We start from the raw sequence: 25,557 nt of genomic DNA on the forward strand, positions 1-25,557 counted from the left end.
GCCGCCGCGACGGCCTGTGCACCACGCGCCCCGGCTCGCCCGCCCGGACCCGCCGCGCCGGCTCAGCCCTGGTGCCGCCCGGTGTTGTCGATCGCGAGGAAGCCGACCTCCGGGTCCGGGTCCGGACCGGTCCAGTCCTTGAGGCAGATGGTGCCGTCGCCGTTCTTGTCGACCCGGGCGAAGAAGCCGGGGTCCTGGGGGTTCGTGAGGGCGGTGCTCTCGAACCACGGGCCGAGGCACCGCCCGCCCGGCGGCGGTGCTGCGACGGCCGCGGGGGCGAGCAGGAGCGCGGCGACGGCGAGGCCGCCCGCGGCAGCGGTGGTCGGCAGAGGTCTCCTGAGCACGGCGGGGCTCCTCGCGGTCGGTCGTCGGGTGGGACCCCACCCTCCCGCTCGCTCGCGCGAGGGGACATGCGCAGAACTGCGTACAGCCCGCGCAGGACGGGCGGAGCTCACGAGGTGCGGCGGACGAGCCGCTCGTGCCAGGCGATCGCGCTGACGTCGGTGAGCGAGGCGACCTGGTCGACGACGACGCGCAGCCGGGCGGCGTCGTCGGCGGCGTCGAGCAGGTCGGCGGCGTAGGCGGGCTCGAGCTCCTCGGGACCGCGGGCGCAGAGCGCCTCGACGAGCTCGGCGACGACCTCGCGCTGGCGGGCGTAGGCGGGCTGGCGGTCCCAGGCCTCCATGACGAACAGCGCCGCCAGGCCCTTCAGGGCGCCGATCTCGGCCTGCGTGCTCGCGGGGACCACGACGTCGGCCTCGTAGCGCACGAGCGGGCGCTCGCCGTGGGCCTCCTGCGTGGCCCGGCGCGCGGCGTCGACGAAGCGGCCGACGAGCTGGCTCGTCATGTCCTTCAGCGCCGCCAGGGACGCGCGCCCGCGGCCGGTGCTGCCCACCCACTCCGGCGAGCCCGCCAGCCGCTGCAGGCCCTCGTCGACGGCGGCGGGCTCGAGGCCGTGCCAGCGGGCGGCGAGCTCGGCGACGCGCGCCCGCTGGCCGGGGTCCGCGACGACGCCCAGGTCGAGCCGGCCGGCGACCACGGCGTCCTCGACGTCGTGGACGCTGTAGGCGATGTCGTCGGCGAGGTCCATCACCTGGGCCTCCAGGCACCGCCGCCGGCCGGGCGCCTCGCTGCGCAGCCAGGCGAAGACCTCGTCGTCGCCGTCGGGGCCGGCGTAGACGCCGTACTTGGCCGCGCTCGGCGCCCCCGGGCCACCGGGCGCCTCCCCGGCGTGCCAGGGGTACTTGGTCACCGCGTCGAGGCTCGCCCGCGTGAGGTTCAGCCCGCCGCTGCGCCCCGTCGTCGGGTCGACCACCTTGGGCTCCAGGCGCGTCAGCAGGCGCAGCGTCTGGGCGTTGCCCTCGAAGCCGCCGATGCCCTGCGCCGCCGCGGCCAGCGCCCGCTCGCCGTTGTGGCCGAAGGGCGGGTGGCCGAGGTCGTGGGCGAGGCAGGCGGTGTCGACGACGTCCGGGTCGCAGCCCAGCGACGAGGCGAGCTCGCGGCCCACCTGCGCCACCTCGAGGCTGTGCGTCAGCCGCGTGCGGGCGAAGTCGTCGGTGCCGGGCCCCACCACCTGCGTCTTCCCGCCGAGCCGGCGCAGCGCCGAGGAGTGCAGCACCCGGGCGCGGTCGCGGGCGAAGTCGCCGCGGGCGGCGCTCTTGGGCGGCTCGGGCAGCCGGCGCTCCCGGTCGGCCGACCCGTAGCCGGGCACCCGGGCGTCGTCCTGGCGCACGACGCCGCCCGGGGCTGTGCTGCCCGGGGCGGTGCTGCCCGAGGAGGGGCCGCCCGAGGAGGATCCGCCCGGCGAGGACAGCGCGCTCACCCGCCCGAGACGGACGCCTCGGCGTCCGCGACCATCTGGGCGGCGGCCCCCGTCAGCTCCCGCGACCCCAGCCACCCCTCGGGCAGCGCGACGCGCTTGGTGGCCGCCGTGCGCCCACGGGGGCCCTCGGCGTCGTCGCCCGGCCAGGCGGCGTCCTGGTCGAGCTCGGAGAGCACCTCGCCGAGCTCGACCAGCGTCGACACGAGCGCGAGGCGCTGCCGCAGAGCCGAGCCCACCGGGAAGCCCTTGAGGTACCAGGCCACGTGCTTGCGGATCTCGCGGCAGGCTCGGTGCTCGTCCGGCTCGTCCCCGCGGCCGAGCTCGGCGGCGAGCAGGACGGCGTGGCGGTGCAGCATCGCGGCGACGTCCCCGAGCGTCGGGCGCACGCGCTCGCCCCGGCCCTCGAAGGCCGCGGCGAGGTCGGCGAACAGCCAGGGGCGCCCGAGGCAGCCGCGGCCGACGACGACGCCGTCGCAGCCGGTCTCGGCGACCATGCGGACGGCGTCCTCCCCGGACCAGATGTCGCCGTTGCCCAGGACCGGCACGCTGGTGACCGCCTCCTTGAGGCGGGCGATGCGGCTCCAGTCCGCGTGCCCGGAGTAGTACTGCTCGGCCGTGCGGGCGTGCAGCGCGACGGCGGCCGCGCCCTCGCCCTCGGCGGCGCGGCCGGCCTCGAGGTAGGTCTCGTGCTCGGCGTCGATGCCGACGCGCATCTTGACCGTGACGGGGATGCCCGCGGGCTCGGCCGCGCGCACGGCCTCGCGCACCACCGAGGCGAACAGCGAGCTCTTCCAGGGCAGCGCGGCGCCCCCGCCCTTGCGCGTGACCTTCGCGACGGGGCAGCCGAAGTTGAGGTCGACGTGGTCGGCGAGGCCGTCCTCGACGAGCACCCGCACGGCGGCCCCCACCGTGCGCGGCTCCACCCCGTACAGCTGGGTGCTGCGCAGCGGCACGTCGGGGCCGTGGCGCACCAGGCGCATCGACTCCGGCGTCCGCTCCACGAGCGCGCGCGAGGTGACCATCTCGGAGACGAAGACGCCCTGGCCGCCCGCGCTCTCCATCTGCTCGCGGCACAGCGTCCGGTACGCCTCGCCGGTGATGCCGGCCATGGGCGCCAGGACGACCGGCGTGCGCACCTCGTGGGGCCCGATCCGCAGCGGCGCGACTGCTGGCCGCGCCCGCTCGGAGGTGCTCGGCGCGGGGCCGGCCGCCCCGGGGCCGGCCGGGGCCGAGGGCGCGGCGGTCGTGACGGCGTTCACGGCCCCATCGTCCCCCATGGGCGCGCCGGCTCCGCGCCGGTCGCGGGCGGGCGCCCGGCTCGCACGGTCGGCGCCGGGCACCCATCCTCGGGGGCGATGGAGACGCCGACGGCCCACCGCCCGACAGACCGCCCGAGCCCCCCGCGCACCCGGCGCCGCCCGGCGTGGCTCGCGCCCCGGGGCCGCCGCCGCGACGGCGAGGTGCCCACCGCGTCGGCCGCGGACGCCGTCCGCCTCGTGCTCGGCGTCCTCGTCCCGACCGTCGCCCGGGGGGCCATCGCGCGGCGCCCGCGCGTGGTCGCCGCCGTGGCGCGCCTCGGCCTCGACGCGCGCGCCGTCCGCGAGGTGCGCCGGCTGCGCGAGCGCTACGGCCCGGACCCCGTCCACGCGCGGGTGCTCGGCCGCTCGCTCGTCCTGCCCGTCGAGCCCGAGGACGTGCGGCGCGTGCTCGACGGAGCGCCGGAGCCGTTCTCGCCGGCCTCCCGGGAGAAGCGCGGCGCCCTGAGCCACTTCCAGCCGCGCGGCGTGCTGATCTCCTCCCCCGCCGACCGGCGCACCCGCCGGCCCTTCAACGAGTCCGTGCTGGACGACGGCCAGCCCTTGCACCACCTCGCCGGTCCCTTCGCGGCGGCCGTGGCGCAAGAGGCCGAGCAGCTGGCCTCGACGGCGCGGGCCGACGGCGCCCTGGCCTGGCCGGACCTGTCCCGGGCGTGGTGGCGCGCGGTGCGGCGCGTCACCCTCGGCGGCGCCGCCCGCGACGACGAGCAGGTCACCGACGACCTCCTGGCCCTGCGCCGGCGCGCCAACTGGTCCGGCCTCGTGCCGGTGGACCACCGCACCCGCGAGCGCTTCCTCCACCGCGTGCGCGACTACGTCGACGCCGCCGAGCCGGGCAGCCTGGCCGCGCTCGTCGCCGCGACGCCCGCGCGGCCCGGGCTGGCGCCGCACGAGCAGGTCCCCCAGTGGCTGTTCGCCTTCGACGCCGCGGCGTGGGCCTCGGCCCGGGCCCTCGAGCTGCTGGCGGCCCACCCCGACGTCGCGCGCCGCGTGCGGGAGGAGGCCCCGGCGCCGTCTCCGGACCCCGGGGCGCCGGTGCACCGCCGACCCGTGCTGCGCTCGGTCGTCCTGGAGTCGCTGCGCCTGTGGCCCACGACGCCGGCCGTCCTGCGCGACACCACGGCCCCCACGACGTGGCGCACCGGGACCCTGCCCGCGCGCGCCTCCGTGCTCGTCTTCGCCCCCTTCCTCCACCGCGACGAGACGCGGCTGCCGCAGGCGCACCGCCTCGCCCCCGAGCTGTGGCTGGACGAGGCGGGCCAGGAGCGCACCGACGGCGCGACCGACTGGCCGCTGGTCCCCTTCAGCGCCGGGCCCGGCATGTGCCCCGGCCGCGGCGTGGTGCTGCTGACGACGAGCACGCTGCTCGCGGCGCTGGCCCAGCACCCCTGGCGCCCGCAGACCCCGCGGCTGGACGCGAGCGCACCGCTCCCCGGCACGCTCGACCCCTTCACCCTGCGCCTGCTGCCCGCCTGAGCCGCCGCTCCGGTCCCCGGCGACGGGGACCGGACGCGGCGCGGCGACCCGGTCGCCCCGGCGCTCGGTCGGCGAAGCGGGGCGCCCGATCCTCGGCGGAGCGCCCCGCGGAGGGCCCCGGTGTGTCACGGTTCGCGGCACACCGGACATCCCCGGTGGTCGACGACCGCAGGAGCCTCCCCCGTGCACCCTTCTGCCACCTCCCGGCGAGCCGCAGCCCGTGCAGGGGTCGGCGGCGTCGCCGTCGCCGTCCTGCTCGCCTCCGCCCCCGGCGCCACGGCGGCGCCCGGGGCCCCGAGCGCCCCGCCCGCGGCGGCCGCTCGCGCCCTGGACGCCCCGGCCTCGGCGTCGGCCCTCGAGGGCAGCGCCCTCGGTCCCGCCGTCGCCGCGCAGCGCCAGCGCGCCGTCGCCCCGGCCGAGGGACCCGCCAGCTACCCCTACCAGCCGGAGCTGCGGGTCTTCCCCGACGAGCCGGGCGACGCGTCGCTGCTGCGCGGGGCGCTGCCGTACGACGAGATCGCCCCGCGGCTGCAGGCGCTCATGGCCAGCAGCGACTACGTCTCCACCGAGGTGGTGGGCACCTCCACGCAGGGCCGCGACCTCCTGCTCGTGACGCTGACCGCGCCGGAGACGGCCGAGCAGACGGCGCAGCAGGCCGCCTGGCGCGACCTCGTCAAGCAGGACCCGGAGGCCGCCGCGGGCGACGAGGCCCTCGCCGCCGGCTACAAGAAGCCGGTGTGGTTCAACAACAACATCCACGGGAACGAGTGGGAGGGCACCGACGCCAGCCTGCGCTGGATGGAGGACCTCGTCGCGCGCGCGGAGGCCGGCGAGGCGGGCGCCGTCGCCGTGCTCGCGGGCAGCCGCCTGTACTTCACGGTGTCGAACAACCCCGACGGGCGCGTCGCGGGCCAGCGCCGCACCGCGCTGGACCTCGACCCCAACCGCGACTTCATCACCAACGAGACGCCCGAGACGGTGGCGATCCGCGACCTCGCCGGCCGCCTGCAGCCCCTGTTCTTCAGCGACGTCCACGGGTACACCGAGGTCCTGCAGGTGGAGCCCTGCGGCCCTCCGCACGGCGAGAACTACGACTACGACCTGTTCCTCCCGCACGCCTACGCCTCGGCGCTGCGGATCGAGCAGGACGTCGCCGCCGCGGGCATCGAGGGGAACACCTACCTCACCGACGAGGGGGAGGTCACCACCGAGAACACCGGCAAGATCCGGATCCCCTTCCGCGACATCCGCGCCGGCTGGGACGACTGGCCCCCGGTCTTCACGGCGCAGTACGTGGCCTTCCAGGGGGCCGTCACCTCGACCGTCGAGCTGCCCTGGGGGCGGGTGGACACCTCCACCCCGGAGGGCCTCGCCGAGAGCGCCCGCCGCACCGGCGTCAACGTCGAGGTGGCCGAGCAGGTCCTCACCTCGACGACCGACTACGCGCTGGAGAACGCCGGCGAGCTGCTCGCCAACCAGATCGAGGTCTTCCGCCGGGGCTCGGCGGGCGAGCCGCTGCGCGAGATCGGCCCCGACCCCGACCCGACGACCATCCCGGGCCCGGACCAGTGGGCGGAGGTCTGGGACGAGACCGACGTCTACCGCGCCGAGCTCCCCGACGCCTACGTCATCCCCGCCGGGGACGAGCAGCGCTCCGCGGCGAGCGCGGCGCGGCTCGTGGACCACCTCGTCAGCCACGGCGTCGAGGTCGGGCGCACGGTGCGGCCCTTCGAGGCCGACGGCACCACCTACCCGCGCCAGTCGTACGTGGTGGACATGCGGCAGCCGCTGCGGGGCATGGCCAACGTCCTGCTCGCCGAGGGCAGCGACATCTCCGACCGGGTGCCGAGCATGTACGACGTCTCCGCCTGGAGCCTGGCCGACCTGTGGGGCGCCGAGGTCGCCGTCGTGGAGGAGCTGCCGTCGACCGGCCGGGGCTCGAGCGTCCTGGCCCGCCCCGTGACCGGGGCGGCAGCTCCCGGCTCGGTGCCGCGCGGCACCGACCTGCGGCTGGCGCTGACCGGGTCGGCCGAGGTGCGGGCGCTGAACGCCCTCCTCGCCGCCGGGGTGCCGGTGGGCCTCCTGCCCGACGGCTCCGCCGTCCTCGACCGCCGCCAGCGCGCAGCCGCCGTCGAGGTCGCCGAGTCCGAGGGCGTCGTCTTCGAGCGCACCGACGACGTCACGCCCGGCTCCGAGGAGGTGCCGCTGCAGCGCCCGCTGCGGGTCGCCTACACGACGTCCTCGGCCGTGGACGAGGCCGGCGAGGACTACCTGTCGCTCGAGGAGCTGGGGTACGCCGACCCGCTGCGCGTCACGGCGGCCGGCCTCGCGGACGGCACCACGGACCTCGAGGGCGTCGACGCGCTGTGGGTCGGCGCGGCGCTGAGCCGCGGCGAGCTCCCCGCGGCCGCGCTGGCCGAGCTCCGCGCCTTCGTGGACGCCAGCGGCGACCTCGTCGGCACCGGTGCCGCCGCGGCGGCCCTGGCCCAGCAGCTCGGCTACCTCGAGGCGACGGCGGTGCAGGGCAACCGCTACGGCAACGGCGTCGTCGCGGTGAGCACGCCGGAGGGCTCGCTGCTCGAGGGGTACGCCGACGAGCGCGCCTTCGTCTACGGCGCGGTGCACTTCACCGACCTCGGCGAGGGCGTCGTGGTGGAGCAGACCTACGCCGAGGACCCCTTCGTGGCGGGCCACTGGCGCGCCCTCGACGACGGCACGGGCGGCCCGTCCGCCGCCGCGGGCCAGCCGTCGGTCATCTCGGGGACGAGCGCGGCGGGCGGCGACGCCGTCCTGTTCGGCACGTACCCGACCTTCCGGGTGCACCCGCTCGGGATGCTCGACGACGTCGCGCGGGCCCTGGGCACCGCGACGCGCTGAGGCGCGGGCCGGCGCCCGCCCCGTGAGCGCCAGGGCCCCGGACCAGCCGGTCCGGGGCCCTGGCGCTCACCGCCCCCCGGCCACCCCCGGCACGGGCAGGCCGAGGTGCTCGCGCAGGGTCGTCCCGGACGGCCCGCCGGAGGGCACCAGCCCCCGGCGGCGCAGCTCGGGGACGACGTGGTCGCAGAAGGCCTCCAGGTCGTCCGGCAGCGACGGCGGCATGAGGTTGAAGCCGTCGGCGGCGCCGGTGCGGTACCAGTGCTCGACCAGGTCGGCGACCTGCTCCGGCGTCCCGACGACGGTCGCGTGGCCGCCGCCCGCGGCGAGGCGACCGAGCAGCTCCCGCACCGTGGGCCGCTCCTGCTCGACGATGCGCAGGACGGTGCGGTAGCGGCCCTGCGGACCCGAGAACGCCTCTGCCGGGGGCAGGTCCGGCACCGGGGCGTCCAGGTCCCAGGCCGCGACGTCCTGCCGCACGAAGCCCTCGAGCTGGGCGAGGGAGTGCTCCAGCGGCAGCAGCGCGTCCAGCTCGGCGCGGTGGCGGCGGGCCTCCTCCTCGGTGGAGCCGACGAAGGCCACGAGCCCCGGCATGACGGCCAGGGACGCCGGGTCGCGTCCTGCCGCGGTGGCGCGGCGCCGCACGTCGTCGGCGTACGTGCGGGCGGTGTCGGCGTCGTGGGCGACGGCGTAGATCGCGTCGGCGAACCGCGCCGCCAGGTCGCGCCCCTCCTCGGAGGCGCCGGCCTGGAAGAGGACCGGCCTGCCCTGCGGGCCGCGCGGCACCGTCAGCGGGCCGTCGGTGCGGACGAAGAGTCCCTCGTGGTGGACGGCGCGGATCCTGCTCGGGTCGGCCCACCGCCCGGTGCGGTCGACCTCGACGGCCTCCGTCTCCCACGAGTCCCACAGCGCGAGCACGGCGCGGACGACGTCCTCGGCCCGCGCGTAGCGCTCGGCCGACGGCGGCATGGAGGCGAGGCCGTGGTTGCGGGCCTCGGCGTCCGTCATCGACGTGACGACGTTCCACCCCACCCGCCCGCCCGAGAGGTGGTCCAGCGAGGCCAGCGCCCGGGCGGTCGGGAAGGGCTCGGAGAAGGTGGTCGAGACGGTGGCCACCAGTCCCACGGTCGACGTCGCCCGCGCCATCACCGCGAGCGTCATCAGCGGCTCGAGCACCCACGTCGGCCCGTGCTGGACGGGTCCGACGGCCTGCCCGTCGGCGAGGAAGACGGCGTCCAGACCGCCGTCCTCCGCGGTGCGCGCCAGCCCCTCCCAGTACGCGGCGTCGCCGAGGCGCTCCGCCGGCGAGCCGGGTCGCCGCCAGGCGGCGGCGTGGTGGCCGCAGGCGTGCAGGAAGGCGTTGAGCCGCAGGGTCCCCCCGTCGCTCACGGGACGACGACGGCGCGGCCGACGACCTCGCCGGCGGCGAGCGCGTCGAGCACGTCGGGCAGCTCCTCCAGCGGGACGGTGCGGTCCACCAGCACGCGGACCTCGCCGCGGGCGACCAGGTCGAGCCCCAGCTCGAGCTCGGCCATCGTGCAGGAGACCGCCGTCAGCACGCGGTGCTCGCCGACGACGAGCGCGAGCGGGGAGACGGTGAGCGACTCCGCGGAGTAGCCGACGTAGAGGACCGCCCCGCCCGGGGCGAGGGCCCGCAACGACTGCTCCCCGGTGCTCTGGGTGCCGACGAGCTCGACCACGAGGTCGGCCCCGCCGGTCAGCCGCTGCACCTGCTCGCCGACGTCACCGGCCGCCGGGTCCACCGCCCACTCGGCGCCGAGCCCCAGCGCGGCCTCACGACGGGCCGCCGAGCGGGCGACCGCCACGACCCGGGCGCCCCGGCGCCGCAGCACCTGCACGAGCGCGAGCCCGACGCCACCGGTGCCGTGGACGACGACCACCTGCTCCGCCCGCACGTCCGCGACGGCCGCGGCGTGCAGGGCCGTGGTGACGCTGCAGGTGACGGGCGCGGCGTCGACCAGGGCGAGTCCGTCGGGCACCCGCGCCAGGCTGCGGGCCGGGACGACGAGCAGCTCGGCGAACCCGCCGTCCGAGGCGAACGCGAGCATCCCGCGCGGTGCGGCGCAGAGGTTCTCGCGGCCGGCGCGGCACGGGCGGCAGTCACCGCAGGAGTGCAGGTAGTGGACGGCGACCCGGTCGCCGACCGCCCAGGGGCGGGCGCTGCCGGCGACGCCCTCGCCCACCGCCTCGACGGTGCCGGCCACCTCGTGGCCGAGGGTCACGGGGAAGCGCGGCGCTGGCAGCAGCCCGTCGAGGAAGTGCAGCTCGGTCGCGCAGACGCCGGTGGCGCCGACACGGACGAGCACCTCCCCCGGACCGGGGCGCGGGTCGTCGACGTCGACGACCTCCACCACGTCGCGCGGGGAGCCGGTCGCGGTCAGTCGTGCAGCACGCATCGGGGAAGCCCTTCCCTCCGCCGGGGCGCGGCCCGGCCAGGTTCTACCGGTCGACGGCGGGGTCAGCCGTCCTCTCAGCGCGTTCCCACGTGCTCCCGGAGGTCGGGGCGGACGCTAGCGCGCGCCCCCGTGCCGCGGCCAGCCGTCGGCGGCCGGCCCGCAGCCCCGTCCCCCCCGGGGCTCCGGGGCGGCGGGCCCGGGCCCGCGGCAGCGTCTCCGCGCCGCGGGCCCGCTGGCTCAGCAGCCGACGAGGCGGCTGGCCAGGTACCCCTCGACCTGGTCGAGCGCCACGCGCGTCTGCGTCATGGTGTCGCGCTCGCGGACCGTGACGGCCTGGTCCTCGAGGGTGTCGAAGTCGACCGTCAGGCAGAACGGCGTGCCGATCTCGTCCTGGCGGCGGTAGCGGCGGCCGACGGCGCCGGCGTCGTCGAAGTCGACGTTCCAGTGCTTGCGCAGCTGGGCGGCGAGGTCGCGCGCCTTCGGCGAGAGCGCCTCGCCCCGCGAGAGCGGCAGCACGGCCGCCTTGACGGGCGCCAGGCGCGGGTCGAGGCGCAGCACGACGCGCTTGTCGACCCCGCCCTTGGCGTTGGGCGCCTCGTCCTCGGTGTAGGCGTCCACCAGGAAGGCCATCAGCGAGCGGGTCAGGCCCGCCGCCGGCTCGATGACGTACGGCGTCCAGCGCTCGTTCTTGGCCTGGTCGAAGTACGACAGGTCGGTGCCCGAGTGCTCCGAGTGCGTGCGCAGGTCGAAGTCGGTGCGGTTGGCGATGCCCTCGAGCTCGCCCCACTCCGAGCCCGTGAAGCCGAAGCGGTACTCGATGTCCACCGTGCGCGTCGAGTAGTGCGACAGCTTCTCGGCCGGGTGCTCGAAGTGCCGCAGGTTCTCGCGGTCGATGCCGAGGTCGACGTACCAGGCGGTGCGCGCGTCGATCCAGTAGTCGTGCCACTGCGCGTCCGTGCCCGGCTCGACGAAGAACTCCATCTCCATCTGCTCGAACTCGCGGGTGCGGAAGATGAAGTTGCCCGGCGTGATCTCGTTGCGGAACGACTTGCCGATCTGGCCGATGCCGAAGGGCGGCTTGCGGCGCGAGGAGCCCATGACGTTCGCGAAGTTCACGAAGATGCCCTGGGCGGTCTCCGGGCGCAGGTAGTGCAGGCCCGACTCGTCCTCGACGGGGCCGAGGTGCGTCCTCAGCATCATGTTGAAGTCGCGGGGCTCGGTCCACGCGCCGCGGGTGCCGCAGTTGGGGCACGTGATGTCGGTCAGGCCCTCGGGCGCGCGGCCCTTCTTCTCCGCGTACGCCTCCTCCAGGTGGTCGGCCCGGAAGCGGCGGTGGCACGACTGGCACTCGGTGAGGGGGTCGGTGAAGACGCCCACGTGACCCGAGGCGACCCACGTCTGGCGCGGGAGGATGACCGAGCTGTCGAGGCCGACGACGTCGTCGCGGCCGGTGACGACGGTCTTCCACCACTGGCGCTTGATGTTCTCCTTCAGCTCCACGCCGAGGGGGCCGTAGTCCCACGCCGAGCGGGTGCCGCCGTAGATCTCCCCGCTCGGGAAGACGAACCCCCGTCGCTTGCAGAGGCTGACGACCGTGTCGATCCGGGAAGGTGCGGCCACGCTGGTTCGCTCCGTGGGTCTCGGGGGCTGGCTGGTGCTCTGCCGGGCAGGGCCGGCGACCCGGACGGGCGCCCCCGCGAGGCGGCGGTGGCGGCAGCGCCGGGCGCCTGGCCGGTCGAGGGTATCCGCCCGGCGCTCCCGTGCCCGCCCGCAGGCGCGCCCGCGGCTTTGACGCCAGGGGGCCGGCGGGTGAGAATCGTCATCATGCCAACGCCCCGGTCGCGCCGCGCTGCCCTCATCGCCCTGCCCACCGCGGGCGCCCTGCTGCTGGCCGGGTGCGGCTCGGCGGACGAGCCGGCGGCCTCGGCGGGCGCGCAGGGCGAGAGCCCCGCCCTCTCGGTGGCCGCGAGCTTCTACCCCCTGCAGTGGGTGGCGCAGGCCGTGGCGGGCGAGCGCGCCGAGGTGTCCTCCCTCACCGAGCCCGGGGTGGAGCCGCACGACCTCGAGCTCTCGCCCCAGCAGGTGGGCACGGCCGTCGACGCCGACGTCCTCGTCACCCTGCAGGGCTTCCAGACCGCGGTCGACGCCGCCGCCGAGGAGCGCGGGACCGACGGCGTGGTCGACGTCGCCCCGGCCGCTGACCTCGAGGCGACCCCCGGCACCCCCGCCGACGAGGCGGGTGCCGAGCACGAGGACGAGCACGCGGGTGAGGAGCACGCCCACGAGGACGAGCACGCGGAGGAGGGGCACGCGGAGGACGAGCACGCCGAGGACGAGCACGCGGAGGAGGAGGAGGAGGAGGACGGCCACGAGCACGGGCTCGAGGAGGACCCCCACTTCTGGCTGGACCCGCAGCGCCTGTCCGCCGTCGCCGAGCTCGTCGCCGAGGGCCTGACGAGCGCCGACGCCGAGGGCGCCGAGGTCTACGCCGAGAACCTCGCCGCGGTGCAGGACGAGCTGGCCGCCCTGGACTCCGAGTACGCCGACGGCCTGGCCACGTGCGACAGCCGCGACCTGGTCACCGCCCACCAGGCCTTCGGCTACCTCGCCGAGCGCTACGACCTCGTCCAGCGCGGCGTCAGCGGCATCGGCGGCGAGGAGGAGCCCACCCCCGCGCGACTCGCCGAGGTCGCGGAGTTCGCCGCGGCCAACGACGTCCGCACGATCTACACCGAGACGCTGCTCAGCCCCGCCGTCGCCGAGACCGTCGCGGCGGAGACCGGCGCGCAGACGGCCGTCCTCGACACGCTCGAGGGGCTCACCGAGGCATCCCCCGGCGAGGACTACCCGTCGGTCATGCGGGCCAACCTCGACACGCTGCGCGAGGGCCAGGGCTGCGCGTGACCGCAGACCCCTCCACGCCGATCCTGCGCCTGCGCCGGGCGAGCTTCGGCTACGGCGAGAGCGTCGTCGTGCACGACGTCGACCTCGAGATGGCGCGCGGCGAGCGCGTCGCGCTGCTCGGCAGCAACGGCTCGGGCAAGACGACGCTGCTGCGCGGCCTCCTCGGCCTCGCGGCCCGCACCGGCGGGTCCGTCGAGGTCGACGGCGCACCCGCGCCCTCGCGGAGCAGCCGCCGGCGCACCGGCTACGTGCCGCAGGCCATGACGGTCGGGGGCGGCGTGCCCTCGACCGTCCGCGAGGTCGTGGCCACCGGGCGGCTGCCGCTGCGCCGGTCCTGGGTGCCCGCCCGCCGGGCGGACGCCGACGCCGTCACCGAGGCGCTCGAGGCCGTGCACATGGCCGAGCACGCCCACGAGGACGTCAGCGAGCTCTCCGGCGGGCAGCAGCGCCGCGTCCTCATCGCCCGGGCGCTGGCGGCCGAGCCCGACCTGCTCGTCCTGGACGAGCCCCTGGCCGGGGTCGACGCCGCGAGCGCCCGCGGGCTCGCGCGCACGCTCGCCGCCCTGGCGAGCCACGACGTGACCCTGCTGGTCGTCACGCACGAGATCGGCCCGCTGGCCGACGTCGTCGACCGCGCCGTCGTGCTGCGCGAGGGCCGCGTCGTCCACGACGGGCCCCTCGTGCCCGGGCTGCTGGGCGCCTCCGACGAGGCCCTGGCGACCCTGGAGCACGGCCACCTGCGCCACCACCACGTGCACCACGCCGACGACGACGTGCCCGCCGAGCGCGGCTGGGTGGCCCACCCCGACACCCGCCGCGCCGCCGCGTCCGCCGGCTCGCACCCGGAGACGCACCGTGCCTGAGGTCCTGCAGTACGGCTTCATGGTCCGGGCGCTCGTCGCCGCCCTCCTCGTCGGGCTCGCGGCCCCCTCGGTGGGCGTCTTCCTGGTGCAGCGCCGCCTGTCCCTCATCGGCGACGGCATGGGCCACGTCGCGCTGACCGGCGTGGCCCTGGGGCTGCTCACCGGGACGGCGCCCGTGGCCGTGGCGCTCGTCGTCACGGTGCTGGCCGCCGTCGCGGTCGAGCTGCTGCGCCGCTACGGCCGCACCGGCGGCGACGTCGTGCTCGCCGTGCTCTTCTACGGCGGCATCGCCGGCGGCGTGGTCCTCGTGGCGCGCGCCGGCGGCTCGGCGGCGACGCTGAACACCTACCTGTTCGGCGCCATCACCACGACCACGACCGAGGACCTGCGCGTCTTCGGGGTCCTCGCCGCGGTCGTGCTGCTCGCCACCCTGGGGCTCGGCCGGAGGCTGGCCGCCGTCAGCAGCGACGAGGAGCACGCCCGGGCCTCCGGGCTGCCGGTCACCGGGCTCAACCTGCTGCTGGCCGTGCTGACCGCCGTCACCGTCGTGCTGTCGATGCGGGTGGTCGGGCTGCTGCTCATCAGCGCGCTGATGATCGTGCCCGTGGCCGTCGCCCAGCAGGTGTGCCGCAGCTTCCGGGCGACGACCGCGACGGCGATGGTCGTCGGGGTCGTCACCGCCGTGGTCGGCGTCGTGACCTCGTACTACGCGGACACGCCCTCGGGCGGGACGATCGTGCTCTACCTCATCGCCCTGTTCGTCGTCGCGGCGACCGGGTCGGCGCTGCTGCGCGCCGGGCGCCACCGGGGCCACCGCCGACGGCACCGCCTCGCGACCGTCGACCCCGAGCAGGCATCATCGGCACCCGTGGGGACCGACCGGTCCGCACCCGTGACCGGGACAGCGAGAGGAGCGTGATCGTGGTGCCGCAGCCGCAGCGCGTCCGGCGCTCCAGCCGCCAGCGCGACGCCGTGCAGGAGTCGCTGGCGGGGACCGACGCCTTCGTCAGCGCTCAGGACCTCTACGCCTCGATGCGCGAGCAGGGCAACCCCATCGGCCTGGCCACCGTCTACCGCGCCCTGCAGAACATGGTCGAGGACGACGAGGTCGACGTCCTGCGCACCGACGACGGCGAGGCCGTCTACCGCCGCTGCAGCCCGAGCCACCACCACCACCTGGTGTGCCGGCGCTGCGGGCGCACCGTGGAGGTCGAGGGCCCCGACGTCGAGAGCTGGGCGTCCACGGTGGCCGCGGCCCACGGCTTCACCGCTCCCGACCACGTCGTCGAGGTCTTCGGCACCTGCGCGGACTGCACCCGGGCCGAGGCCGCGCAGCCCTAGGACCTCGGCGCGCCGCCGCTCGACGCGCCCCTCCTGCGCGCAGGAGGGGGGCGTCGTCACGAGGTCGAGGCGGGGACCCGCGGCTCACCCCTCGCGCGGGCAGGTGTGCCGGTAGGCGCTCAGCTCGAGGTCCTTGAGCATCGAGGAGAAGCCCTGCAGGCCGGCCTCCCGGCGGCAGAACTCCTCCTCGGACAGGGCGTACTCGACGTGCAGGACGGGCTTGCCCGCCTCCACGAAGGGCTCGAGCAGAGCGCACTCGTCGTGCTGCAGGCACTCCTCGTCGACGGCGAAGTCGACGTCGTCGACGAACTCGGCGACCTGGTCGAGGTCGTTCTTCAGACCGACGGCCATGCCCCGCCGGTGCGCCTGGTCCGCCACCCACCGGTTGAAGACGAGCTGGTCGTCCGCCGTGAGGGGGAAGCCCGTGCGGTTGACGTAGCCGTCGACGTTGTCGGGCTCCACGGCGTCGAAGCCCGTGTCGCGGCAGACGTCCAGCCGGTGCCCCAGCGGCCCCTCGAGGAGGTCGAGCCGGCGCACGTCCAGCCAGCGCTCGTCGGGCCAGCCCTCGAGCGGCTCGCCCAGCACCTCCTCGGGGAAGGCGGCGGCGTCCGACCGGTGGGCCTCCCACGACCCGACGCTGACGTAGCAGACGGCCCGCCGGCCCCGCCCGTGCAGCTCCTCCACGACCGAGGGCGCCACCTGCCAGTCGACGTCGTAGACCGGCACGTCGACGGACAGGTCCAGCTCACCGGAGAGCTGCCACTGCCAGGCGACCCCCGCCGGCGGCGTCCACCACTGCGCCGCACCCGCTCCCGCCGCGTCCCCGCCCGCCTGCTGCACCGCTGCCGTCGCCCGGGGGGCGCCCTCGTCCGGCACCCGCTCGCCACCAGCGACCGCCGAGCAGGACGAGGCCCCCAGCGCGAGGGCGCCCACCAGCACCAGCAGGCGCCGGTCGACCGAGCGCCCCCGGCTCACGCCGTGCCCGAGCGGTCCACGGCCCCGCCGTAGCGGCGCTCTCGGCCGGAGTAGAGCAGGACGGCGTCCCAGAGGGTGCGGCGGTCGACGTCCGGCCACAGGACGTCCATGAAGACCATCTCGGCGTAGGCCGACTGCCAGAGCAGGAAGTTGGACGTGCGCTGCTCGCCGGAGGTGCGCAGGAAGAGGTCGACGTCGGGCAGGTCGGGCTCGTCGAGGTGGCGCGCGAGCACCTCCTCGTCGACCTTCTCCGGGTCCAGGCGACCGGCGGCCACCTCCCGCGCGACGGCGCGGGCGGCGTCGGCGATCTCGGCGCGGCCGCCGTAGTTGACGCACATCGTCAGCTGCAGGCGGTCGCAGGCGGCGGTGACCCGCTCTGCCTCCTCCAGCTCGCTGACCACCGTGCGCCACAGCCGGGGGCGGCGGCCCGCCCAGCGCACCCGCACGCCCCATGAGGCCATCTGGTCGCGCCGGCGGCGCAGCACGTCGCGGTTGAAACCCATGAGGAAGCGGACCTCCTCCGGCGAGCGCTTCCAGTTCTCGGTGGAGAACGCGTAGACCGAGACGTACTGCACGCCGATCTGCAGGGCGCCCGCGACGACGTCCAGCAGGGCCGCCTCGCCGGCCTCGTGGCCGGCCGTCCGCGGCAGCCCCCGCTGGTTGGCCCACCGGCCGTTGCCGTCCATGACGACGGCGACGTGGCGCGGCACCGCCTCGGGCGGCAGGTCCGGCGGGAGCGCCCCGCTGGGGTGCGGCGGCGGGTCCACGGGGACGAGCGGCGCCACCTCGGCGCCGCGACGGCGCCTCACGCCCGGGCCCCCGCGGCCACGGCCTGCGCGGAGCGGACCCGCTCCGCGGTCCGCGCGGGCGGCTCGGGGGCCAGCTGCTCCAGCACCTCGGCGTCCAGCAGAGCCTCCTCCGGTGCGGGCTCGCCCGCGTCGTCCGGACGCGGACCTCCGGTCCGGTGGTCCGGCACGTCGGTGTCCGGCACGTCGGCGACCGGAGCCTCCGGCGTCCGGTCCACGAACGGCAGCGAGCGCACGCCGCGCTCGAGGTGCCACTGCAGGTGGGCCGCGGCGAGGCCGCTGGCCTCCCGGCGGTCGCGCTCGGTGCTGGCCAGCGCGACGTCCCAGTCGCCGGCCAGCAGGGCGCCCAGCAGCTGCAGCGTCGCCGGCGACGGCGCCGACGCCCCGGGCGGGCGGCAGGAGGAGCACACCGATCCCCCGGCGGCGACGGCGAAGGCGCGGTGGGGCCCGGGGGCGCCGCAGCGCGCGCAGGCGTCGAAGCTCGCGCCCCAGCCGGCGACGGCCGTCGAGCGCAGGATGAAGGCGTCCAGCACCAGCCCGGCCGGGCGCCGGACGGGCGCGTGCGGGGGGCCGACGAGCGCGCGCAGCCCGCCCACGAGCAGGAGGAACTGCTGGGTGGCGGGCTCGCGCTCCTCCGGGGTGAGCCGCTCGGCCGTCTCCAGCATCGCCGCGGCCGCGGTGTACCGCGGGTAGTCGTCGGCGACGGCGCGGGCGTACGGGGCGAGCGTGACGACCTGGGTCACGACGTCCAGGCTGCGGCCCCGGTGCAGCTGCACGTCGGCGAGCATGCACGGCTCGAGCCGGCCGCCGAAGCGGCTGCTGGTGCGGCGCACGCCCTTGGCGACCGCGCGCACGCGCCCGTTGGTCCGGGTCAGCAGCGTGATGACCCGGTCGGCCTCGCCGATCTTCTGGGTGCGCAGGACGACCGCCTCGTCGCGGTACAGCTTCATGCGCCCGTCCTCACGCTCGTCATGCTGCCCGGTCGGTGCGTCACCGGTCGGACCGGGGGGCCGTCTCCGGGGCCGCCGTCGGCACCGGCAGCCGCACCCCGCGCGGCCCGGGCACCTCGCCGGCGCCGCGGGCGGGCCCGGCGGCGCCCTCCGGCGCCCCGACGACGATGCGGTCTCGGCCGGCGCGCTTGGCCGCGTAGAGCGCCGCGTCCGCGCTGGCGAGCGCGGACGCCACCGGCGCGCCCCGCTCCACGCCGACCGAGACGGTCACCGCCAGACCGGGCGCGACCTGCTGCCAGTCGTGCTGCCGGACGGCGTCCACGACGCGGCGGGCGATGATCTCGGCCGCCGACGGGTCGTCGACCACGAGCACGACGAACTCGTCCCCGCCGTAGCGCACGACGAGCTCGGAGGAGCGGCAGGCGGTGGAGAGGATCTCCGCCACGCGGACGAGGACGCGGTCCCCGGCGTCGTGCGAGAAGCGGTCGTTGACGTCCTTGAAGTGGTCGACGTCGACGAAGACGGCCCCGAGCGCGTCGGGCGCGGTCTCGAGCACGTCCAGCAGCGCCCGCCGGTTGCCCAGCCCGGTGAGGGGGTCGGTCAGGGCGGCCCGGTGGACGCCCTCGCGCTCGTCCTCGAGCTGGCGCACCCGGCGCCGCGAGGCCAGCTCGGCGGCGCGGCCGGTGCTGTCGCGCCGCAGGCGGCGCAGCAGGGCCCGCACGTGCTCGCGGTGGCGGCGCACCGCGGGGTGGTCGCCGTGCTCGGCGACGTCGACGTCGACGAGCGCCTCCACGGCCGTCCACCGCCACACGTCGCGCCGGCTGGCCCGGCCGATGCGCTCGGCCTCCTCCAGGCTGCTCCGGGCCGCGGCGGCGTCCCCCCGCACCAGCAGGGCGCGGCCGCGCACGACGAGCGCCACGAGCCGGTCGGTGCCCGCGGGGCTCAGGACCTCGAGCACCCCCGGGTCCCCCACGAGCGCCCAGGCGGCGTCGTCGTCCCCGAGCTCCTGCAGCGCCAGGGCCAGGTACACCTCGCTGCGGACGACGGCGTGCGCGTCCCCCGCGCCCACGGCCGAGCGGCGCATCGCCAGGGCCCGCTCGGCCACGGCCAGGTGGTGGCGTCCGGCCTCGGCGCGCTCGCCGAGCAGGGCGGCGTTGGCGGCCCACGCCGCCCTCAGCGTGCAGGCCTCCTCCAGGACGACGTCGCGGTGGGGCTCCCGCACGTCCAGCAGGTCGGCGAAGACCTCCTCGGCCGGCTCGTGGAGGCTCAGCGCCTCGAGCGTGATGGCGAGGGCCATCCGCGCGGACAGCCGGTTGTACCCGCCGGGACCCGCGTCCACGAGGTCGAGCCCCTCCGCCACGTGGTCCAGGGCGGTCGAGGTGCGACCCAGCACGGCGCTCGCCTCGGCGAGCAGGGCCAGGGCCTTGGCGCGCCACAGGGGGTCGTCCCCCGCCAGCACCAGCAGCTCCTGCGACTGGGCCACGACCTCGGAGTAGAGGCCGAGCTCGCGCAGGCTGACGCCGCGGGAGTAGCAGAGGAAGCGCTCCGTGCGGAGGTCGCCCGCCGCGCGCACGAGCGGCAGCGCCTGGTCGCAGGCGCGGACGGCACCAGCCGGGTCGCCGTCGACGTACAGCTGGTGGGCCCGGTCGGCGACGAGGTCGAACGGCCCGAAGACGTCCGCCACCACCAGCTCGCCCACCGCCACCTCCTCCGCGCCGCTGCGACGCCGTCCGCCCGGTGCGCCGGCACCGGCGCGGCGGCCGAGCCGACCGCACACGCCTCTGCTTCGGCGCGCGGCAACACTAGGTGAGCGGTCCGACGGCGGCGCGCGGGCGTCGTCACCCGTCGTGGTCAGCGGGGCGTCCCCGCCGGGCGGGCGCGGGGACGCCGCCCGGCGGGGTGCGCGGGGCCCTACAGGGCCCGGTTGACCGCCGAGAGCACGGCGCGCAGCGCCGCGACGACCGTGTTGGCGTCGATCCCGACGCCCCACAGGACGCGGTCGCCGACCTCGCACTCGACGAAGGCCGCGGCCCGGGCGTCACCGCCCTCGCTGAGGGCGTGCTCGGCGTAGTCCAGGACGCGCAAGGCGACGCCGTCCTCGCGCAGCGCCTCCACGAGGGCGTCGATGGGCCCGTTGCCGAGGCCCTCGAGGACGCGCGGCTCGCCGCGGTCGGTGACGTCGACGGACAGGCGGGCGGCGCCGTCGACCTCGCTCTGCTGGCGCATGCCCCGCAGCGCGTAGCGGCCCCACGCCTGCGCGGGGTCGCCCGTCGGCAGGTAGGCGTGCTCGAAGATCTGCCAGAGCCGCGCCGCGTCCACCTCGCCGCCGGCGGCGTCCGTCTGCGCCTGGACGATGCCCGAGAGCTCGATCTGCAGGCGGCGCGGCAGGTCCAGCTGGTGCTCGGTCTTCATGAGGTAGGCGACGCCGCCCTTGCCGGACTGGCTGTTGACGCGCACGACGGCCTCGTAGGAGCGCCCGACGTCCTTGGGGTCCACGGGCAGGTAGGGCACGGCCCACGTGAGCTCGGAGACCTCGACGCCCTCGGCCTGCGCCCGGCGCGCCATCGCGTCGAAGCCCTTCTTGATGGCGTCCTGGTGGGAGCCGGAGAAGGCCGTGTAGACGAGGTCGCCGCCGTAGGGGTGCCGCTCGGGGACGGCGAGCTGGTTGCAGTACTCGACGGTGCGGCGCACCTCGTCGATGTCGGAGAAGTCGATCATCGCGTCGACGCCCTGGGTGACGAGGTTCAGGCCGAGCGTGACGAGGCAGACGTTGCCGGTGCGCTCGCCGTTGCCGAACAGGCAGCCTTCGACGCGGTCGGCGCCGGCGAGCAGGCCCAGCTCGGCGGCGGCGACGGCGGTGCCGCGGTCGTTGTGCGGGTGCAGCGAGAGGACCACGCCCTCGCGCGGCACGAGGTGGCGGCCCATCCACTCGATGGAGTCGGCGTAGACGTTGGGCGTGGCCATCTCGACCGTCGCGGGCAGGTTGATGATGACCGGGCGCTCCGCGGAGGCCTCGAAGACCTCGAGCACGGCGTTGCAGACGCGCGCCGCGTACTCCAGCTCGGTGCCCGTGAAGGACTCCGGGGAGTACTCGTAGGTGATCGCCGTCTCCGGCACCGTCTCCTCGAGCTTGCGGCACAGCCGCGCGCCCTGGAGCGCGATGTCCAGGACGCCGTCCTCGTCGAGGCCGAAGACGACCTCCCGCTGCAGGACCGACGTGGAGTTGTAGAGGTGCACGATCGCCTGCGGCGCACCGGCGATGGCCTCGTAGGTGCGCTCGATGAGGTGGTCGCGGGCCTGGGTGAGCACCTGGATCGTCACGTCGTCGGGGATGAGGCCGCCCTCGACGAGCTGGCGGACGAAGTCGAAGTCGGTCTGGCTGGCCGAGGGGAAGCCGACCTCGATCTCCTTGTAGCCCATGCGCACGAGCAGCTGGAACATCCGCAGCTTGCGGGCCGGGCTCATCGGGTCGATCAGCGCCTGGTTGCCGTCGCGCAGGTCGACGGCGCACCAGCGCGGGGCCTGCTCGGTGCGCCTCGTCGGCCACGTGCGGTCCGGCAGCTCGACGCGGATCTGCTCGGAGAAGGGGCGGTACCGGGAGACCGGCATGGCGGAGGGCTTCTGGGTGTCGCGCATCTCGTCCTCGTCTGGGGTGCGGTGCCTGCACCGGTCCACGCGGACCGGCTGGTCGTCACCGGCGGCGGCTGCGGGGTGCGCAGGACTCCGCGACGAGGGGGCCGGTGGCTACTTCTGGCCCTCGCCGCGGCAGCTCAGCAGGAGGCTCGCGCGCACGGGGAGACCGTAGCGCGCCCGGGGAGCGACCACCTCACGCGACGCCGGGCCGCGCGCGGTCAAGGCTTCCCCCGCGGCGGGTAGTACCCGTGGCCGAGCGCCGGCTGGTGTCCTCGACGCCTCGCGGGAGCCCGTGGTCGAGTACTTCCGCGCCGTACGGATCGGCCCTTGCTCAGGGTTGCGGGGGCCACCGCCGCCACGGCCGCCAGCCCCCCGATCGGCGGCGACGAACCGGAGGAGCAGGCCCGCGAAGCGCTCCGACGCATCGCCGCAGCCCTGGAGCAGGTGGGCGCGGGACCGGAGCACGCGATGAGCACCCGCCTCTACGTCACCGACATCAGCCGCTAGATGTACTGCCCAGACAGGTTGGTCAACCTGGTGATGGGTGGGACCTTGCCGATAGCGGAGTGGGGTCGGTGATGGTTGTACCGGTGCAGGAAGGCCGGTAGGGCGTTCCTGCGGTCGGCTTCGCGGTTGTAGTGGCGGGCGAAGGCCCACTCGGCGGCCATGGTCCGGTGGAAGCGTTCGACCTTGCCGTTGGTCTGGGGCCGGTAGGGGCGGGTCTTCTTCACCGCGATGCCGAGGTCGGCGCAGGTGGCCGCCCACAGCTTCGACTTGTACGCCGACCCGTTGTCGGACAGGACCCGCTCGACCTTGACGCCGCGGGTGGCGAACCAGAAGGTCGCCCGGGCCAGGACGCCGGTGGCGGTGAGCGCGGTCTCGTCGGGGTGGATCTCGGCGTAGGCGACCCGGGAGTGGTCGTCGATGACGGTGTGGACGAACGCGGTTCCCATCACCGGCCCGCCGTGCTTGTTGCGGGCCTTGCCCGGGGTCGCGGCCCTGTTCCGCTCGCCCTGGGCGCGGCCGGTGAAGCGCCACCCGCCACCGTCGGGGATGTTGCCGAGCTTCTTGACGTCGACGTGGATCAGCGCCCCGGGGGTGTCGTGCTCGTAGCGGCGGATCGGCTCGCCGGTGCGGATGTCGACGTGGGAGAGCCGGTTCAGCCGGCACCGGACCAGCACCGCGTGGACCGTCGAGGCCGGGGTGTCGGTCCTGGCGCTGATCGCGATCGGGGACAGGCGCTGCTTCCACCGCAAATGCACGATCCGGCGCACCACGTGCTGCGGGGTCCGGGTCGGGCTGCGGTGCGGGCGGCTGGAGCGGTCGCCCATGCCTTCGAGGCCCATCTCGGCGTACCGGCGGGCCCACCTCTTCGCGGTCGGCCACGAGACGTGGAAGTACTCCGCTGCCCGGGCGATCGGCCACCCGTCTTCGACGACGAGACGCCCGAGCTTGGCCCGGGCTTTCGGGGTCAGCGCAGCATTAGCGTGGGACACGAGGACCTCCTGGTCGTGGTGCGGAACCTTCAGCAGTCCCACTCCACACCGGGAGGTCCTCACCCTTCGGTCACGACGCGCTCACACGCTCACGTCGCACTCACCCGACCAACGTCCCTGGGCAGTACAGCTAGAAGGTGTCGGGCGCACCCACGGCGAGGTCATCGCCGACGTCCGCCCGGCCGGCACCGTGGTCGCGGTCGCAGCTTGATCGACCCGGCGCTGCTGGTGGGGTCGAGGCCGACGACGTGGTCGCGCAACGCGAGCGGGGCGCGGCGGCCGCGTGCGGCGCCCGGAGCAGCACGCAGCAGGCGCTCGGACGCGGGCAGGAGGTCAGTCGCCGGCAGCGGGCCTGCGCCACACGAGCAGGTGGCAGCACAGCAGGCGGCGCACCCGCGCTCCGGGGAGCACCGCGGCACCCTGCTGCCGCACCAGACGGTGGTCAGCTGCGGGTCGCAGACGAGCACGGCCGCGCCTTCGGCGCCGACCACCGCCGCGCGCCACGGGTGCCGGGTCGCGACCAGGAGAGCACCGAGCAGGTGGCGAGAGGCCACGGCGGCCAGCCCGAGCGGCGCCTCGCGGAGGAGGTGGACGCTTGGGAGGGCGACCGGCGCGAGCGCCGTGTGCGCCACGGTGACCGCAGTCGGCGCCGTCGGCCGTGCGGTGTGCGGTGCCCGCGGACGAACGGCGCAGGCCCCAGCGTCCCTGGCCACGCCGGCGATGAGATCAGCTCCCCCGGTCGCCCGCACACGCCGACTGCTGGCGACGGCCCTGCCGCGGCCCTGCGCTGGCTGGACGAGGACCGGTGCACGAAGGCCCTGGACCGGTGGGTCCAGGGCCATCGTCGCGAAGCACCCGCGGAGCGCAGGCTCTGCTGCGGCAGTGCTGGCGCCTCTCCAGACGCGCGGGATCGCCGCACTATGACGTCCGCCGTCGTCGCCGGACCCCTTCTCCGACGACCGACAGCGCTCTTCCGCGAGCGCCTGCCTCAGAAGCCTGTGAGCAGGCGCCGCGCCCCGCCACTCACTGCAGGGTGACGGTGACGGCGTCGGAGAGGAAACCGCCGCTGAGCTCCAGAGCGGTGGGAGTCTGGTCGGCGGGGATGTCGAAGACGACCGTGCCCTCAAGCGTGTTCCCCGGGTTGATCTGACTGAGGAACGCGTCATTGCCCTCGACGTAGATTCCCGCGACGTCGTCGGCGGAGAACTCCTGATCAGCATCGTTCAGCATGACGACGTTCTGGCTGAAGAACGTCGTGGCCGAGTCGCTGACGTTTGTGACGCTCATCTCCACCAGGCAGAACTGCCCCTGGGCGTTCTCACCGTACTGACCACCGATGTTGTCGACGCCGCACTCGAGCCCGTTGACGGTGTAGGAGAAGTCGCCCACCTCCGCCGGCTCGCCGATCCCGACAGCACCAGCCTCCTCCGGCTCCGGCTCCGGCTCCGGCTCCGGCTCCGGCTCCGGCTCCGGCTCCGGCTCCGGCTCCGGCTCCGGCTCCGGCGTCTCCACGACCGCGGGGACTTCCTCGGCAGGCTCCGCAGTCGGCTCCTCCGCGAGAACCTGCTCCTCGGTGGTGACCGGGGGATTGCTCGCGACTTCGTTGGCCGCGCCCCCGATGAGACTGCCGCAGCCGACGAGGATCGGCAGGGAGATCACTCCGAGGACGATGCCGGCGAGGTTCATCCCGCCGTTCGTAGCACGGCCCTGCTTGACGGCCTTCCGCCCCATGAGACCCACGATGACGGCTGGTATCCCCGCGAAGATGGACAGCGGGAAGATCGCCAGGAGACCGAGGACCAGAGCTATGACGCCCAGCTTGTTCTTCTCACGAGTGGGAGCCTGCTGGAAGCCCGGCGTCGGCGCCGGGACAGCAGCGGAGGGCGCGTCGTGGGACACGAGATGGCCTTTCGTAGGAGTGACATCCGAAGGTCACCCGAACGCCGGTGACACGGGCACACATCTGAGCACTCGAGGGCTCTCGGCGACGGACGATCACGACCAGACCCCCACCCATCACCTGATCGGGCTATCGCCATGAGTCCTTTCGCCGTCGCGTTCGCGATCCCGTCGGTGAGTCAGCGTCACGTGTCCCACCGCGTGTGCTCGGGGCTGCGGGCATGTTCGTGTTCGTCGCCTCGAGCTCCGACGCGTGGATGCAACTCGCGCGGTGGATGCCGACCGACCAGCCTGCCGACCAGCTCGGGCCGGCGCAGACCCCTCAGTCCACTCCGGGCCACGACGGGCCACGACGGGTCGAGGACACCCGGGACGCGGCGCGAGGGAGCGGGCGTGGAGCGGGTGACGGGCATCGGCGGGTTCTCCTCCGGTGCGGCGGACCCCGGCGCCCTGGGGCGGTGGTGCTCCGGGCACCTCGGCGTCGACCCGGCGCCGGAGACCTACGACGTCTCGTCGTGGTGGCAGGAGGCGGGGGCGACGGTCTTCTCGGCGGTGCCGGCCGGCGCGACGCACCTCGGCGGAACCGGCCGGTCGTGGTCGGTCACCTTCCGCGTGGCAGACCTCGACGCCATGGCGGCCCCGCTGCGGGAGGCGGGGGTCGAGGTGGTGGTGGACGGGACCGCCTGCCCGAACGGCCGGTTCGCCGAGCTGCACGACCCGGAGGGGGACGCCGTCCAGCTGTGGCAGCCCGCGGGCGCGGACCTGCACCGCCGGACCTGACGCGC

20 protein-coding genes and 1 pseudogene are annotated in these 25,557 nt (G+C 75.8%); 8 read left to right on the forward strand and 13 right to left on the reverse strand.

The window, feature by feature from the left end; all coding sequences use genetic code 11:
• Positions 1–62 precede the first annotated feature (62 nt).
• From Q0848_RS04360 to dusB, 3 genes are all read right to left on the reverse strand, one after another.
• Positions 63–344 carry a hypothetical protein gene (locus Q0848_RS04360; RefSeq protein WP_299035331.1) on the reverse strand — a complete coding sequence of 94 codons (282 nt, stop codon included), beginning with the start codon at positions 342–344 and terminating at the stop codon, positions 63–65.
• Between the two features lie 107 nt (positions 345–451).
• The gene (locus Q0848_RS04365; protein WP_366146429.1) at positions 452–1,732 is read right to left on the reverse strand and encodes a deoxyguanosinetriphosphate triphosphohydrolase; all 1,281 of its coding nucleotides are present in this window, start codon (positions 1,730–1,732) and stop codon (positions 452–454) included.
• 86 nt (positions 1,733–1,818) lie between these two features.
• A complete protein-coding gene (dusB, locus tag Q0848_RS04370; protein WP_366146430.1) occupies positions 1,819–2,979 on the reverse strand; it encodes a tRNA dihydrouridine synthase DusB in 1,161 nt (386 codons plus the stop codon).
• A gap of 198 nt (positions 2,980–3,177) precedes the next feature.
• Here dusB and Q0848_RS04375 point away from each other — a divergent pair, with 198 nt between their 5' ends.
• Both Q0848_RS04375 and Q0848_RS04380 read left to right on the forward strand, forming a co-directional pair.
• The gene (locus tag Q0848_RS04375; RefSeq protein WP_299035339.1) at positions 3,178–4,614 is read left to right on the forward strand and encodes a cytochrome P450; all 1,437 of its coding nucleotides are present in this window, start codon (positions 3,178–3,180) and stop codon (positions 4,612–4,614) included.
• Between the two features lie 183 nt (positions 4,615–4,797).
• Positions 4,798–7,491: a M14 family zinc carboxypeptidase gene (locus Q0848_RS04380; RefSeq protein ID WP_299035342.1), complete on the forward strand. Its 2,694-nt coding sequence runs from the start codon at positions 4,798–4,800 to the stop codon at positions 7,489–7,491.
• Between the two features lie 66 nt (positions 7,492–7,557).
• Here the strand turns inward: Q0848_RS04380 and Q0848_RS04385 are convergent, their stop codons facing one another.
• The 3 genes from Q0848_RS04385 to Q0848_RS04395 form a co-directional block, all read right to left on the reverse strand.
• On the reverse strand, positions 7,558–8,877 hold the full coding sequence (locus Q0848_RS04385) for an LLM class flavin-dependent oxidoreductase (RefSeq protein WP_299035345.1): 1,320 nt from the start codon (positions 8,875–8,877) through the stop codon (positions 7,558–7,560).
• Positions 8,874–9,905 (reverse strand): alcohol dehydrogenase catalytic domain-containing protein, encoded by a 1,032-nt coding sequence (locus Q0848_RS04390; protein ID WP_299035348.1) that lies wholly within the window; start codon positions 9,903–9,905, stop codon positions 8,874–8,876. The genes Q0848_RS04385 and Q0848_RS04390 overlap by 4 nt, the downstream gene beginning before the upstream one ends.
• Before the next feature lie 237 nt (positions 9,906–10,142).
• Complete coding sequence (locus Q0848_RS04395; protein ID WP_299035351.1) at positions 10,143–11,525, reverse strand: glycine--tRNA ligase; 1,383 nt, start codon at positions 11,523–11,525, stop codon at positions 10,143–10,145.
• A 204-nt stretch (positions 11,526–11,729) separates the two neighbouring features.
• Here Q0848_RS04395 and Q0848_RS04400 point away from each other — a divergent pair, with 204 nt between their 5' ends.
• From Q0848_RS04400 to Q0848_RS04415, 4 genes are read left to right on the forward strand one after another with little or no spacing between them, the layout of a single operon-like run.
• Entirely contained in the window at positions 11,730–12,809 is a 1,080-nt protein-coding gene (locus Q0848_RS04400; protein WP_299035354.1) for a metal ABC transporter substrate-binding protein, read from the forward strand.
• Positions 12,806–13,672, forward strand: a complete 867-nt coding sequence (locus Q0848_RS04405) for a metal ABC transporter ATP-binding protein (RefSeq protein ID WP_299035357.1) — start codon at positions 12,806–12,808, stop codon at positions 13,670–13,672. Before Q0848_RS04400 ends, Q0848_RS04405 begins: the two co-directional genes overlap by 4 nt.
• Positions 13,665–14,591 (forward strand): metal ABC transporter permease, encoded by a 927-nt coding sequence (locus tag Q0848_RS04410; RefSeq protein WP_299035360.1) that lies wholly within the window; start codon positions 13,665–13,667, stop codon positions 14,589–14,591. The genes Q0848_RS04405 and Q0848_RS04410 overlap by 8 nt, the downstream gene beginning before the upstream one ends.
• Positions 14,592–14,593: 2 nt before the next feature.
• Positions 14,594–15,013: a Fur family transcriptional regulator gene (locus Q0848_RS04415; protein ID WP_299035363.1), complete on the forward strand. Its 420-nt coding sequence runs from the start codon at positions 14,594–14,596 to the stop codon at positions 15,011–15,013.
• 84 nt (positions 15,014–15,097) lie between these two features.
• Here the strand turns inward: Q0848_RS04415 and Q0848_RS04420 are convergent, their stop codons facing one another.
• The 5 genes and pseudogenes from Q0848_RS04420 to leuA form a co-directional block, all read right to left on the reverse strand.
• A complete protein-coding gene (locus Q0848_RS04420; protein WP_299035366.1) occupies positions 15,098–15,988 on the reverse strand; it encodes an endo alpha-1,4 polygalactosaminidase in 891 nt (296 codons plus the stop codon).
• Complete coding sequence (locus Q0848_RS04425) at positions 15,985–16,797, reverse strand: isoprenyl transferase (protein WP_299035369.1); 813 nt, start codon at positions 16,795–16,797, stop codon at positions 15,985–15,987. Before Q0848_RS04425 ends, Q0848_RS04420 begins: the two co-directional genes overlap by 4 nt.
• A gap of 206 nt (positions 16,798–17,003) precedes the next feature.
• Positions 17,004–17,744, reverse strand: a pseudogene (gene recO, locus Q0848_RS04430) (DNA repair protein RecO); the annotation flags it as partial.
• A 40-nt stretch (positions 17,745–17,784) separates the two neighbouring features.
• Positions 17,785–19,443: a GGDEF domain-containing protein gene (locus Q0848_RS04435; RefSeq protein ID WP_299035375.1), complete on the reverse strand. Its 1,659-nt coding sequence runs from the start codon at positions 19,441–19,443 to the stop codon at positions 17,785–17,787.
• Positions 19,444–19,655: 212 nt separating this feature from the next.
• Positions 19,656–21,380, reverse strand: coding sequence for a 2-isopropylmalate synthase (gene leuA / locus Q0848_RS04440; RefSeq protein WP_299035378.1), 1,725 nt, complete (start codon positions 21,378–21,380; stop codon positions 19,656–19,658).
• Between the two features lie 324 nt (positions 21,381–21,704).
• Between leuA and Q0848_RS04445 the strand changes: the two genes are divergently transcribed.
• The gene (locus tag Q0848_RS04445) at positions 21,705–21,884 is read left to right on the forward strand and encodes a Rid family hydrolase (RefSeq protein ID WP_299035381.1); all 180 of its coding nucleotides are present in this window, start codon (positions 21,705–21,707) and stop codon (positions 21,882–21,884) included.
• Here Q0848_RS04445 and Q0848_RS04450 read toward each other — a convergent pair.
• Both Q0848_RS04450 and Q0848_RS04455 read right to left on the reverse strand, forming a co-directional pair.
• A complete protein-coding gene (locus Q0848_RS04450) occupies positions 21,881–22,873 on the reverse strand; it encodes an IS481 family transposase (protein ID WP_299035384.1) in 993 nt (330 codons plus the stop codon). The genes Q0848_RS04445 and Q0848_RS04450 overlap by 4 nt on opposite strands.
• 1,023 nt (positions 22,874–23,896) lie before the next feature.
• Complete coding sequence (locus Q0848_RS04455) at positions 23,897–24,772, reverse strand: DUF4190 domain-containing protein (protein WP_299035387.1); 876 nt, start codon at positions 24,770–24,772, stop codon at positions 23,897–23,899.
• A 393-nt stretch (positions 24,773–25,165) separates the two neighbouring features.
• Here Q0848_RS04455 and Q0848_RS04460 point away from each other — a divergent pair, with 393 nt between their 5' ends.
• Complete coding sequence (locus tag Q0848_RS04460; protein WP_299035391.1) at positions 25,166–25,552, forward strand: VOC family protein; 387 nt, start codon at positions 25,166–25,168, stop codon at positions 25,550–25,552.
• Positions 25,553–25,557: the final 5 nt, after the last annotated feature.

This window comes from uncultured Pseudokineococcus sp. (assembly GCF_947495735.1).
Classification (GTDB): domain Bacteria; phylum Actinomycetota; class Actinomycetes; order Actinomycetales; family Quadrisphaeraceae; genus Pseudokineococcus.